This is a genomic window from Sphingomonas sp. Leaf37, from assembly GCF_920939475.1.
GTDB lineage: Bacteria > Pseudomonadota > Alphaproteobacteria > Sphingomonadales > Sphingomonadaceae > Sphingomonas.
This window is the reverse complement of sequence record NZ_CAKLAX010000002.1, coordinates 783,933-796,752: the sequence shown is the minus strand read 5'-3', so window position 1 is coordinate 796,752 and position 12,820 is coordinate 783,933. Positions and strand designations below refer to the sequence as shown.

The following is a 12,820-nucleotide window of genomic DNA, read 5'->3' as shown; positions in this document are numbered from 1 at the left end:
ACCCGGACAATCCGTCAGCCATGCGTCCGCATCGGAACATTGCTGCACCGCAGGGGTTCGCCGCGCCATGACCGACAACAACTCCGCGAACACCGCCAGCAAATATCCCTTGCTCGCGTTCCCCCACATCCAGCTCCACGGCGTGGTCGACGACATGATGTACGCGCGCTTCAAGACGCAGCTGGCGGACGCGCCGCAGGACGGCCCGCTGGTCGTGTCGATCACCACGCTCGGCGGCGATCCCGAAATGGGCCGCGCGATGGGCGCCGATATCCGTCTGCTACGGGATTATTCCGGTCGCGAAATACTGTTTCTCGGCAAGGTTGCGGTCTATTCCGCCGGTGCGACCTTCATGTCAGCGTTCCCGGTCGAAAAGCGGTTCCTGACCCGCGGCACCCGGCTGATGCTGCACGAACGTTCGATGACGAGCACGATCAACCTGTCCGGCCCCCTGACGACACTGCCGGCGATGCTCAAGGCCAAGCTGCACGAGATCGAGGAATCGGTGAAGATTCAGGAAGAGGGCTTCCGCGACATCGTCCGCGGCTCTGGCGTCACCTTCGAAGAATTGCAGAGCAAGGCGCCATCCAACTGGTATATCGAGGCGGAAGAGGCGCGCGACCGTGGCCTCGTTCTTGATGTGATCTGATCCCGGCCTTATCTCTCGGGGGTTGCGCCGCGCCCCCGAAAGGCATAGCCGCAACGCAGCATTCAATAGGAGCGTAGCGGCGATGGCCGAGTTCACCCTGCCCAAGAACAGCAAGGTCAAGGCAAAGGGCAAGGTCCATAAAACGACCGGTGACGCCAAGCGCATCAAGACCTTCAAGGTCTATCGCTACGACCCCGATACCGCCGAGAACCCGCGCTACGACACGTTCGAGATCAATCTCGACGATTGCGGCCCGATGGTGCTCGATGCGCTGATCAAGATGAAGGCGGAGCAGGACAGCTCGCTCACCTTCCGCCGTTCGTGCCGCGAGGGCATCTGCGGATCGTGCTCGATGAACATCGACGGCCGCAACGGCCTCGCCTGCACCACCGCGATCGAGGACGTGAAGGGCGAGGTGAAGATCACGCCGTTGCCCGCGATGGACGTGATCAAGGACCTCGTTCCCGATTTCACGCACTTCTACGCGCAATATTCGTCGATCAAGCCGTGGATGCAGACGGTGTCGCCGCCGCCTTCGGGCAAGGAGCGGCTCCAGTCGCCTGAGGATCGCGCCAAGCTGGACGGGCTGTACGAATGCATCCTGTGTGCCTGCTGCTCGACGTCCTGCCCCAGCTATTGGTGGAACGCCGACAAGTTCCTGGGGCCGGCGATCCTGCTCCAGGCCTATCGCTGGCTCGCCGACAGTCGCGACGAAATGACGGGCGAGCGCCTCGACCAGCTGGAAGATCCCTTCCGCCTGTATCGCTGCCACACGATCATGAACTGCGCGAATACCTGTCCCAAGGGTCTGAACCCGGCCAAGGCGATTGCCGAGGTCAAGAAGATGGAAGCCGAGCGCATCCTGTAACCGACGGTGACGGACACGCCATTACCGGTCTTCAGTTACGAGGACGATCCGGAACTGCCGGGCTGGAAGCGCTGGCAGTTCCGCGACACCACGCGGTACAACGCCTTCATCGAGCCGCTGCACGTCCGCGTCGAGGGGGAGATCGCCCGCGTCCGGATGCTGCCGCGGCACGAACATTCCAACATGCGCGATAACGTCCACGGCGGCGCGCTGCTCGGCTTCATGGACGTGGCGCTGTTCGCGGCGGCGCGTGGCTTCGGCGTCTTGGGGGCAGGGGGCGCGGTGACGCTCGACCTGTCGGCGCAGTTCATCGGCGGCGGCATGATCGGCGTGCCGTTGGAGGCGCGCATCGAACTGCTGCGCGAAACCAGCCGCATGCTCTTCCTGCGCGGTCTGGTCGTGCAGGACGACAGGCCGACGATCGCCAGTTTCACCGGCACCCTGCGCAAATCAACCCCGCCGCCCTCGCTGCAATAATTTCCGTGCTCCTGCGCACGCAGGAGCCCAGAGCCACGAGCGTTGAAGCCGGTAATCCCGGGCTCCTGCGTTCGCAGGAGCACCAGAATGACCAACGTCCTCAACGCCTATGACGCGCTCGTCGCCGCTGGCGAACTCCGCACCGACCCGGAACAGCGCGCCGCCGCGATCCGCCTCGACATGCTCGCAGCCGAACTCGAAAGCCCGAAGAAAACCGGCCTTCTCGCCCGCCTGACCGGCCGCGCCGCACCGCCCCCCTGCGGCGTCTACATGTTCGGCGACGTCGGCCGCGGCAAGTCGATGATGATGGACCTGTTCTTCGCCAACGTGCGCCTAGACCGCAAACGCCGCGTCCACTTCTCCGAATTCATGATCGAGGTGCACGGCCGCATCGCGATCGAGCGCCGCAAGGAAGCCGGCGACCCGATCGCCCCCGTCGCCGCCGCGCTGGCGGAGGAAACCCGCCTGATCGCCTTCGACGAGATGATGGTCACCAACTCGCCCGACGCGATGATCCTCAGCCGCCTGTTCACCGGCCTGCTGGAGGCGGCGGTGACCGTCGTCACCACCTCAAACCGCGCGCCCGCCGACCTCTACAAGAACGGCCTCAACCGCGAGCATTTCCTGCCCTTCATCGCGCTGATCCAAAGCCGCCTCGACGTGGTAACGCTGAACGGCCCGATCGACTATCGCCGCGACCGGCTCGGTCAGCAGAACACCTGGCTTGTTCCCAACGGTCCGGAGGCGACCGCCGACCTGTCCGCCGCCTTTTTCCGCCTGACCGATCACGAAGTCACCGAGCCGATCCCGTCCGAGGATGTGGTTGTACAGGGACGCACGTTACATGTGCCCAAGACCCTGAAGGGCGTCGCCGTATTCTCCTTCAAGAAGCTGTGTGGCGAGGCGCGCGGCGCGGCGGATTACCTCGCGGTCGCCCGCCGCTACCATACCGTCATCCTCGTCGGGATCCCGCGGCTGGGTCCGGAGAACCGTAACGAGGCCGCCCGGTTCGTCGCGCTCATCGATGCGCTCTACGAACACAAGGTCAAGCTGCTCGCTGCCGCCGATGCCGAACCTGACGCGCTTTACCCGGAGGGCGACGGCCGCTTCGAATTCCAACGTACGGTGAGCCGCCTCGAGGAGATGCGCTCCGAAGACTACCTCGCGCAAGGCCATGGCAGCAGCTAATTGCATCTGCGAACCATTATCAACTAAAGTCCTGATCAGTCTCGATTAGCGGTTGCCGGGCGTCGCAAAGAGGCGTAGTCGGCGTGGCCAATCAGGACCTGCCTTTACGGAGATGGATTGGATGGCTCGCAAGAAGATCGCGCTGATCGGCGCCGGGAACATCGGCGGCACGCTCGCGCACCTCGCGGCGCTCAAAAATCTGGGTGACATCGTCCTCTTCGACGTCGCCGAAGGCGTGCCGCAGGGCAAGGCGCTCGACCTGTCGCAATGCGGCCCGGTCGAAGGGTTCGACGCGAGGATCACCGGCTCGAACGATTACGCCGACATCGCCAATGCGGACGTCATCATCGTCACCGCCGGTGTCGCCCGCAAGCCGGGCATGAGCCGCGACGACCTGCTCGGCATCAACCTCAAGGTGATGAAGGCGGTCGGCGAGGGCATCAAGAACAACGCCCCCGACGCCTTCGTCATCTGCATCACCAACCCGCTCGACGCGATGGTCTGGGCGCTGCGTGAATTCTCCGGCCTGCCGCACCACATGGTTGTCGGCATGGCGGGCGTGCTCGACAGCGCGCGCTTCAGCCGCTTCCTCGCCGAGGAATTCCAGGTGTCGGTGAAGGACGTGACCAGCTTCGTGCTCGGCGGCCACGGCGACACGATGGTCCCGGTCATCAGCTACTCGACCGTGTCGGGCATCCCGGTCCCCGACCTCATCAAGATGGGCCGCTCGACGCAGGACAAGATCGACGCGATCGTCAAGCGCACCCGCGGCGGTGGCGGCGAGATCGTCGCGTTGCTCAAGACCGGCTCGGCCTATTACGCGCCCGCGACCAGCGGCATCGCGATGGCGGAAGCCTACCTCTACGACCAGAAGCGCGTGCTGCCAGCGGCGGCCTATGTCGACGGCCAGTATGGCGTGAACGACCTGTACGTCGGCGTGCCGGTGGTGATCGGTGCCGGCGGCGTCGAGCAGATCGTCGAGATCGCGCTGGACGACGAAGCCAAGGCGAATCTCACCGTTTCGGTTGACGCGGTGAAGGAACTGCTGGTCGCCTGCAAGGGCATCGACGGCTCGCTGAACTAATCCGCATTCTGCAGGGCGGCGTTGATCGACCGCCCTGCACCATATCGCCGAACCTCCGCGATGGCGGAGGTTGCGCCACATTCAGGAGCCTCCATGAGCATCCTCGTCAACAAGAACACCAAGGTCATCACGCAGGGCATGACCGGCGAAACCGGCAGCTTCCATACCAAGGCGGCGCTGGAATACGGCACGCAGATGGTCGGCGGCGTGACGCCGGGCAAGGGTGGCACCGAGCATCTCGGCCTGCCAGTCTACAACACCGTCGCCGAGGCGAAGTCGAAAACCGGCGCCGATGCGTCGGTTATCTACGTGCCGCCCCCCTTCGCCGCGGATTCGATCCTGGAAGCGATCGACGCGGAGATCCCGCTGATCGTCACGATTACCGAAGGCATCCCGGTCCTCGACATGGTTCGCGTCAAGCGCGCACTGTCGGGCAGCAAGTCGCGCCTGATCGGCCCGAACTGCCCCGGCGTGCTGACGCCCGGCGAGTGCAAGATCGGCATCATGCCCGGCAGTATCTTCAAGCAGGGTTCGGTCGGCGTCGTCTCGCGCTCCGGCACGCTGACCTATGAGGCGGTGTTCCAGACCTCGAACGCCGGCCTCGGCCAGACCACCGCCGTCGGCATCGGCGGCGATCCGGTCAACGGCACCAACTTCATCGACGTGCTCGAACTGTTCCTCGCGGACGAAGCCACGCAGTCGATCATCATGATCGGCGAAATCGGCGGCGACGCCGAAGAGCAGGCCGCGCAGTTCCTGATCGACGAGGCCAAGCGTGGCCGCAAGAAGCCGATGGCCGGCTTCATCGCAGGCCGCACCGCACCTCCGGGCCGTCGCATGGGCCATGCCGGCGCAATCGTGTCGGGCGGCAAGGGTGATGCGGAAAGCAAGATCGCCGCGATGGAAGCCGCCGGGATCAAGGTCGCCGCCAGCCCCAGCGAGCTGGGTTCGACCCTGCTGGAAGTGTTGAACGGCTAATACCAAAATCCCTCTCCCATCGGGAGAGGGAGGGAGCGGCGCAGCCGCGGAAGGGTGAGGGCAGGTGGGCCTTCCCCTTCGACCCTCACCCTCCCACCGCCCTGCGGGCGGCGGGCCCCTCCCTCTCCCGATGGGAGAGGGAAATAGGAAGAAGACCATGGGCTACGAAGGTCAGGATTTCAGCGACATCGCCGCCGGCGTGTCCCCAGCGTACATCGAAGCGCTCTACGCCAAGTATCAGGCAGACCAGTCGTCGGTCGACCTCGGCTGGCGCGGGTTCTTCGAAGGTCTGGAGCAGGGCAGCGGCGGTCCGAGCTGGACCAACAAACGCTGGCCGCTGACCACCACCGACGACCTGACCGCCGGCCTCGATCCCACCCAGATGGAGCCTGCGCCGAAGCCGGCGAAAGGCGGCAAGCCCGCCGCAGCCGCTGCGCCCGCGCCGTCGAAGGACGACATCATCAAGGCCGCCGGCGACGCGATCCGCGCGCAGCTGCTGATCCGCACCTATCGCGTCCGCGGCCACCTCGCCGCCAACCTCGATCCGCTCGGCCTGTCGCATCGCGACATGCCGGAGGACCTGCGCACCGAATATCACGGCTTCACCGACGCCGACATCGATCGCCCGGTCTACCTCGGCGGCACGCTCGGCTTTGAATGGGCGACCGTTCGCGAGCTCGTCGACACGCTGCGCCGCAATTATTGCGGCAATGTCGGCCTCGAATACATGCACATCGTCGATGTCGAGGAGCGCCGCTTCCTCCAGGACCGCATGGAGGGCAAGGACAAGGCGATCGAATTCAGCGTCGATGGCAAGAAGGCGATCCTCTCCAAGGTCATCGAGGCCGAGCAGTGGGAGAAGTTCCTCGGCAAGAAGTATGTCGGGACCAAGCGCTTTGGCCTCGACGGCGGCGAGAGCATGATCCCGGCGCTCGAAAGCGTCATCAAATACGGCGGACAGGCCGGCGTGCGCGAGATGGTGTTCGGTATGGCCCATCGCGGCCGCCTGAACGTGCTCGCCAACGTCATGGCGAAGCCGCTGCGCGTGATTTTCCACGAATTCGCCGGCGGCTCGGCCAATCCGGACGACATCGGCGGTTCGGGTGACGTGAAATACCACCTCGGCACCTCGACCGACCGCGAATTCGACGGTCACAAGGTCCACATGTCGCTGGTCGCCAACCCCTCGCACCTCGAGGCGGCGGACCCGGTCGTGCTCGGCAAGACCCGCGCGATCCAGACGATCGCCAACGACCTCAAGGAACATGCCGGCTCGCTGCCGGTGCTGATCCACGGCGACGCGGCATTCGCGGGGCAGGGGATCGTCTGGGAATGCCTCGGCTTCTCCGGCATCCGCGGCTACAACACCGGTGGCTGCGTCCACTTCATCATCAACAATCAGGTCGGCTTCACCACCAGCCCGCAGTTCGCGCGCTCGTCGCCTTACCCGTCGGACGTCGCGAAGGGCGTGCAGGCCCCGGTTTTCCACGTCAACGGCGACGATCCCGAGGCGGTGACCTTCGCCACCAAGATGGCGATCGAATTCCGCCAGAAGTTCCACCGCGACATCGTCATCGACATGTGGTGCTACCGCCGCTTCGGCCACAACGAGGGCGACGAGCCGGGCTTCACCCAGCCGCTGATGTACAACGTCATTCGCCAGCACCCCGGCGTCAGCGAGATTTACGCCAAGCGCCTGATCCAGGAAGGCGTCATCGACCAGGCGTGGCTGGACGAGAAGGTCAACCAGTTCACCACCCTGCTGGAAGGCGAGTTCGAGGCCGGCGCGAGCTACAAGCCCAACAAGGCGGACTGGTTCGCCGGTCGCTGGTCAGGCCTGTCGGCGCCGACCGACGGCGGCACCGAGCGGCGCAACGTCGAAACCGGCATCGAGTTGAAGCTGTTCGACGCACTCGGCCGCACGCTGACGACGGTGCCGGAAGGCATCCAGATCCACAAGACGCTGTCCCGCGTCCTCGATGCCAAGCGGCAGATGTTCACGACCGGCAGCAACTTCGACTGGGCGACCGGCGAAGCGCTGGCGTTCGGCTCGCTGCTTTCGGAAGGCTATGGCGTCCGCCTGTCCGGTCAGGACTCCGGCCGCGGCACCTTCTCTCAGCGCCACGCGGTGTGGGTCGACCAGACCGACGAGCACAAATACGTGCCGTTGACGACGGTCGAACATGGCCGGTTCGAAGTGCTCGACAGCCCGCTGTCCGAATATGGCGTGCTCGGCTTCGAATACGGCTATGCGCTCGCCGACCCCAAGACGCTGGTGATGTGGGAGGCGCAGTTCGGCGATTTCGTCAACGGCGCGCAGATCATGATCGACCAGTTCATCACGTCGGGCGAGTCGAAGTGGCTTCGCGCCAACGGTCTCGTGATGCTGCTGCCCCACGGCTACGAAGGGCAGGGGCCGGAGCATAGCTCGGCGCGTCCGGAACGCTTCCTGCAATCCTGCGCACAGGACAATATCCAAGTCGCGAACTGCACCACGCCGGCGAACTATTTCCACCTGCTCCGCCGTCAGATGCACCGCAACTTCCGCAAGCCATTGATCGTGATGACGCCCAAGTCGCTGCTCCGCCACAAGCTGGCGGTATCGGCCGCAGCGGATTTCCAGGGCGACAGCCACTTCAAGCGCATCCTCTCGGACACCAACGGTGCCGCGGATGCCGAGACGAAGCGGCTGGTGCTGTGCACCGGCAAGGTCGCCTACGACCTGATCGAGGCACGCAACGCCGCGGGTGACACGACGACGCAGATCGTCCGCATCGAACAGCTCTATCCGTTCCCCGGCGACGCACTCGCCCGCCGGATCGCGCGGATGCCGAACCTGGAACATGTCGTCTGGGCGCAGGAAGAACCGAAGAACAACGGTTACTGGTTCTTCGTCGAGCCGCTGATCGAGGAATCGCTGACCGCCGCGAATTGCGCGGTGAAGCGTCCGCGCTACGCGGGTCGTCAGGCCGCCGCCTCGCCGGCGACCGGCCTGATGAAGCGGCATACGGCGGAGCAGGGGGCGCTGGTCGCCGACGCGCTCGGCCACAACGTACGCGAGGAAATCCGCCGCACCCGCAGCGAAGGCTCGACCACCACCGCCCGCCCCGTCCAGGGCCCCAGCAGCTAAGACACGTCCCCGATTGAGACCCCTCCCCGGGGAGAAGGAAGCAAGAGATGGCCACCGAAGTTACCGTACCGGTCCTCGGCGAATCGATCACCGAAGCCACCATCGGCGAATGGCTCAAGCAGCCCGGCGATCCCGTGAAGGTCGACGAGCCGATCGCCAGCCTGGAAACCGACAAGGTGTCGGTCGAGGTACCGTCGCCGGTCGCCGGCGTGATGGGCCAGCATGCGGTGCAGGTCGGCGATACCGTGCAGGTCGGCGCGATGCTCGCGACGATCGAGGCTGGTGACGGCTCGGCGGCTGCTCCGGCAGCGGCTCCCGCACCAGCAGCCGCACCGGCTCCGGCGCCCGCCGCTGATCCTGCACCCGCGCCTGCCGCCCAGCCGGAAGCTTCCGGCGATTCGCCCGCCGCGCTGTCGCCTTCGGTCCGACGCGCCGTGCTCGAATACGGTCTCGACCCCGCGTCGATCACCGGCACCGGCAAGGACGGCCGCATCACCAAGGAAGACGTCGCCGCCGCGGCTGCGTCCAAGCCTGCCGCCGCTGCACCTACGGCCGCCCCGGCACCCACCGCCGCCGCGACCACGGGCGGCCGCAAGGAAGAGCGCGTCAAGATGACGCGGCTCCGCCAGACGATCGCCAAGCGCCTCAAGGAAGCGCAGAACACCGCCGCGATGCTGACGACGTTCAACGACGTCGACATGACCGCGGTGATCGAGGCGCGCGCCAAGTACAAGGACCTGTTCGAAAAGAAGCACGGCGTCCGCCTCGGCTTCATGGGCTTCTTCGTGAAGGCCGCAACGATGGCGCTGAAGGACATCCCCTCGGTCAACGCCAGCATCGAAGGCGACGAGATCGTCTACCACGACTACGCGGACATCTCGGTCGCGGTGTCCTCGCCGGGCGGCCTCGTCGTGCCGGTCATCCGCGACGCGCAGGACCTGACGGTCGCCGGTATCGAGAAGACCATCGGCGACTTCGGCAAGCGCGCCAAGGAAGGCACGCTCAAGATGGACGAGATGAAGGGCGGCACCTTCACCATCTCGAACGGCGGCGTCTTCGGCTCGCTGATGTCGACCCCGATCATCAACCCGCCGCAGTCGGCGGTGCTCGGCCTCCATCGAATCGAGGATCGTCCGGTCGTCGTGAACAGCCAGGTCGTCGTCCGCCCGATGATGTACCTCGCGCTCAGCTACGACCACCGGCTGATCGACGGTCGCGAGGCGGTGACCTTCCTCGTCGCGCTCAAGAACGCGATCGAGGACCCGACCCGCATCCTGATCGACCTGTAATTCACTGATTGAGAAGGCCTGTACCCCGGCGGAGGCCGGGGCCCGGTTCGGGAAGGCCGATGTAAACAGGCGCGGCGCGCACTACATGCCGGCCTGCAACTGGACCCCGGCCTCCGCCGGGGAACGGAGAAGACCATGGCTGACGAACAGCAGTACGACTATGACGTCCTCGTGATCGGCGCCGGCCCTGGCGGCTATGTCGCCGCGATCCGCGCCGCGCAGCTCGGCCTGAAGACCGCCTGTGCCGAGGATCGCGAGACGCTGGGCGGCACCTGCCTCAACGTCGGCTGCATCCCGTCGAAGGCGATGCTGCACGCATCGGAATATTTCGATGCGCTGGCGAACGGCGCGATGGCCAAGATGGGCGTCAAGGCGACCGGCGTCGAGCTCGACCTCGACACGATGCACGGGCAGCGCCGCGACGCGGTCAAGCAGCTGACCGGCGGCATCGAATATCTGTTCAAGAAGAACAAGGTCGAATGGCTCAAGGGCCGCGCGAGCTTCACCGGCAAGGACAGCGTCGAGATCGCCGGCAAAACCGTCCGCGCCAAGAACATCGTCATCGCCACCGGATCGTCGGTCACCCCGCTGCCCGGCGTCACCGTCGATCAGAAGGTGATCGTCGACAGCACCGGCGCGCTCGAACTGCCAAAGGTTCCTGACCACCTCGTCGTGATCGGCGGCGGCGTCATCGGCCTTGAACTCGGCAGCGTCTGGCGTCGTCTCGGCGCCAAGGTCACCGTGGTCGAATATCTCGACCAGATCCTCCCCGGCTTCGACGGCGACGTCCGCAAGGAAGCGCAGAAGATCTTCAAGAAGCAGGGCATGGAGTTCAGGCTCTCGACCAAGGTCACCGGCGTGACCGTGGCCGGTGACACCGCGACGCTGACCGTCGAACCCGCCGCTGGCGGAGAGGCGCAGACGATCGAGGCGGATTGCGTGCTGCTCGCGATCGGCCGCCGTCCCAATACCGACGGCCTCAACCTCGAAGCCGCCGGCCTGTCGGTCAATGGCCGTGGGCAGGTCGATATCGACCATGAGTTCGCCACTAGCGTCCCCGGCGTCTGGGCGATCGGCGACGTCGCCCCCGGCCTGATGCTCGCGCACAAGGCCGAGGACGAAGGCATCGCGGTCGCCGAGAACATCGCGGGCCTGACCGGCATCGTGAACCACGACATCATTCCGAGCGTCGTCTACACCTTGCCCGAATTCGCCGGCGTCGGTCTGACCGAGGAAGCTGCGAAAGCGAAGGGCGAGATCAAGGTCGGCAAGTTCCCGATGATGGCGAACAGCCGCGCCAAGACCAATCACGAGCCCGACGGCTTCGTGAAGATCATCGCCGACGCCAAGACCGATCGCGTCGTCGGCGTCTGGGCGATCGCCAGTGTCGCCGGCACGATGATCGCGCAGGCGGCGCAGGCGATGGAGTTCGGCGCCACGTCGGAAGACATCGCCTACACCTGCCACGCCCACCCGACGCATTCCGAGGCGATGAAGGAAGCCGCGATGGCGGTGACCGGCAAGCCGATCCACATCTGATGCAGGACGGCGCGGGACCGGATGGGGACCGCGCCGCGCTGGAATCCGATAGGCTCCATCTGACCCGCGTGGAGCTGCCCGGTCTGGCAGGTCTCCGCGGTTGGCCGATCCGTGCCGATCATTGCTTTCAGCGCGTGTTGCTCGACATCGCAGTCGGCGGCGTCTGGTACGATGCGGTCGCCGAGCGCCCCGCCTATCGCTTCATCGCGATCGATCTGCTCCGGGCCGCCGTCGCGCTTGGCCGCGGTGTCGCAGATGGATCGCAGCACCTGCCCGCACTGAACCAGCGTTCGCTGGCGTGGCGCCGGGCGCGGAAGGCTGGTCAGGACGGGCTTCGGCGCTTGCTGTAACGTCGCGATGGTCGCCAGCACGAGCTTATCCCAGAATGTCTCAAGCGCCCGGAGGGTCGCTTTCAACCATGAATCGCATCCCCGGCGAAGGCGGTCGCCTGGTTGCACCGGCTTCGCGGTGGCGCGATGATCATCGTCACCAGCTCTGATGTGACTGGACCCCGGCATTCGCCACGGAGATTTCTGCATGGCAGTCTGCACGTAGATGACAAGCCGAAACGGCGACACGGTGCAGCAGCGATTTTTTCCGAAACGTCTGACACCAAACAGAAATCCTGCAACGCTGTTTTCTCATATTCAACACTCGATCCACCCCGCGACGATGGACCCTCCTCGCGAACCGCTCGTTCTGGTCCGCGAGGGGGGCTTCGTGACACGCACGCCGAATCATCGTCCATGCTGATCCGGGCAACTCGGCGAGCAGGGTTCCTGGCGGCACTCGCCACTACCGCTTGTGCGCCCGCGCTACTCGACCCCGCCGGCCCGGTCGCCGCCGGCGAGAAGACTCTCCTGATCAATTCGCTCGCGGTGATGCTCGGCATCGTCTTGCCGGTCATCCTCGCCACCATCGCCTTCGCCTGGTGGTTCCGCGCTTCTAACACCCGCGCCAAGCACCTTCCCGAATGGTCCTATTCCGGCAAGCTGGAGCTGCTCGTCTGGTCGGTCCCGCTGCTCGTCATCATATTCCTCGGCGGCATGGGCTGGGTCGCCAGCCACGACCTCGATCCGCAGCGCCCGCTCGCCTCCCGCCAGAAACCGATCACGGTGCAGGTAATCGCGCTCGATTGGAAATGGCTGTTCGTCTACCCGGAACAGGGCGTCGCCAGCGTCAACCGCCTCGTCATCCCCGCCGGTACGCCGGTACAGTTCCGGATCACATCGGCCACCGTCATGAACAGTTTCTTCGTGCCGCAGCTCGGCAGCCAGATCTACGCGATGGCGGGGATGGAGGCGAAGCTCAACCTGATGGCCGATCGCCCCGGCCGGTTCCGCGGCCTGTCCGCCCATTACAGCGGCGAAGGCTTCTCGGACATGGACTTCACCGTCGACGCGGTCCCGCCGCGCCAGTTCGCCGCTTGGGCCGCCGGCACGAAAGGGCAGGGGCCAGCGCTGAACGGGGCCAGCTATCTCGCGCTCGCCAAACAGCACGGCAGCATCGCCCCCTTCACCTACGGCAGCGTCCCTCCCGGCTTCTTCGCCGCGGCGGTACGGCAGGCCGGTGCGCCGGTCCACGAAACCGACAATGGCGGACGGGAGAGCTGATCGCG

The 12,820-nt window shown here is 65.6% G+C and carries 11 protein-coding genes; all 11 read left to right on the top strand.

Going from position 1 to position 12,820, the window contains the following annotated elements:
* Positions 1–67: 67 nt before the first annotated feature.
* Positions 68–649, top strand: coding sequence for an ATP-dependent Clp protease proteolytic subunit (locus LRA87_RS09175; RefSeq protein WP_230631052.1), 582 nt, complete (start codon positions 68–70; stop codon positions 647–649).
* Positions 650–731: 82 nt separating this feature from the next.
* Positions 732–1,517, top strand: a complete 786-nt coding sequence (locus tag LRA87_RS09170) for a succinate dehydrogenase iron-sulfur subunit (protein ID WP_230631051.1) — start codon at positions 732–734, stop codon at positions 1,515–1,517.
* 6 nt (positions 1,518–1,523) lie between these two features.
* Positions 1,524–1,994, top strand: coding sequence for a PaaI family thioesterase (locus tag LRA87_RS09165; RefSeq protein ID WP_230631050.1), 471 nt, complete (start codon positions 1,524–1,526; stop codon positions 1,992–1,994).
* Positions 1,995–2,081: 87 nt separating this feature from the next.
* Positions 2,082–3,182: a cell division protein ZapE gene (zapE, locus tag LRA87_RS09160; protein ID WP_230631049.1), complete on the top strand. Its 1,101-nt coding sequence runs from the start codon at positions 2,082–2,084 to the stop codon at positions 3,180–3,182.
* A 121-nt stretch (positions 3,183–3,303) separates the two neighbouring features.
* On the top strand, positions 3,304–4,266 hold the full coding sequence (gene mdh / locus LRA87_RS09155) for a malate dehydrogenase (protein WP_230631048.1): 963 nt from the start codon (positions 3,304–3,306) through the stop codon (positions 4,264–4,266).
* A gap of 93 nt (positions 4,267–4,359) precedes the next feature.
* Positions 4,360–5,244 carry a succinate--CoA ligase subunit alpha gene (gene sucD / locus LRA87_RS09150; RefSeq protein ID WP_230631047.1) on the top strand — a complete coding sequence of 295 codons (885 nt, stop codon included), beginning with the start codon at positions 4,360–4,362 and terminating at the stop codon, positions 5,242–5,244.
* Between the two features lie 157 nt (positions 5,245–5,401).
* Positions 5,402–8,374 (top strand): 2-oxoglutarate dehydrogenase E1 component, encoded by a 2,973-nt coding sequence (locus LRA87_RS09145; RefSeq protein ID WP_230631046.1) that lies wholly within the window; start codon positions 5,402–5,404, stop codon positions 8,372–8,374.
* A 47-nt stretch (positions 8,375–8,421) separates the two neighbouring features.
* A complete protein-coding gene (odhB, locus tag LRA87_RS09140; RefSeq protein WP_230631045.1) occupies positions 8,422–9,663 on the top strand; it encodes a 2-oxoglutarate dehydrogenase complex dihydrolipoyllysine-residue succinyltransferase in 1,242 nt (413 codons plus the stop codon).
* A 135-nt stretch (positions 9,664–9,798) separates the two neighbouring features.
* The gene (gene lpdA, locus LRA87_RS09135; protein WP_230631044.1) at positions 9,799–11,202 is read left to right on the top strand and encodes a dihydrolipoyl dehydrogenase; all 1,404 of its coding nucleotides are present in this window, start codon (positions 9,799–9,801) and stop codon (positions 11,200–11,202) included.
* Complete coding sequence (locus LRA87_RS09130; RefSeq protein WP_230631043.1) at positions 11,202–11,552, top strand: GCN5-related N-acetyltransferase; 351 nt, start codon at positions 11,202–11,204, stop codon at positions 11,550–11,552. Before lpdA ends, LRA87_RS09130 begins: the two co-directional genes overlap by 1 nt.
* A 396-nt stretch (positions 11,553–11,948) precedes the next feature.
* Entirely contained in the window at positions 11,949–12,815 is an 867-nt protein-coding gene (gene cyoA / locus LRA87_RS09125; protein ID WP_230631042.1) for a ubiquinol oxidase subunit II, read from the top strand.
* Positions 12,816–12,820: the final 5 nt, after the last annotated feature.

Coding starts and splice junctions, on each gene's coding strand:
- zapE (WP_230631049.1), top strand. CDS start 2,082: ATGACCAACGTCCTCAACGCCTATGACGCGCTCGTCGCCGCTGGCGAA.
- LRA87_RS09130 (WP_230631043.1), top strand. CDS start 11,202: ATGCAGGACGGCGCGGGACCGGATGGGGACCGCGCCGCGCTGGAATCC.
- sucD (WP_230631047.1), top strand. CDS start 4,360: ATGAGCATCCTCGTCAACAAGAACACCAAGGTCATCACGCAGGGCATG.
- mdh (WP_230631048.1), top strand. CDS start 3,304: ATGGCTCGCAAGAAGATCGCGCTGATCGGCGCCGGGAACATCGGCGGC.
- odhB (WP_230631045.1), top strand. CDS start 8,422: ATGGCCACCGAAGTTACCGTACCGGTCCTCGGCGAATCGATCACCGAA.
- LRA87_RS09145 (WP_230631046.1), top strand. CDS start 5,402: ATGGGCTACGAAGGTCAGGATTTCAGCGACATCGCCGCCGGCGTGTCC.
- LRA87_RS09175 (WP_230631052.1), top strand. CDS start 68: ATGACCGACAACAACTCCGCGAACACCGCCAGCAAATATCCCTTGCTC.
- lpdA (WP_230631044.1), top strand. CDS start 9,799: ATGGCTGACGAACAGCAGTACGACTATGACGTCCTCGTGATCGGCGCC.
- LRA87_RS09170 (WP_230631051.1), top strand. CDS start 732: ATGGCCGAGTTCACCCTGCCCAAGAACAGCAAGGTCAAGGCAAAGGGC.
- cyoA (WP_230631042.1), top strand. CDS start 11,949: ATGCTGATCCGGGCAACTCGGCGAGCAGGGTTCCTGGCGGCACTCGCC.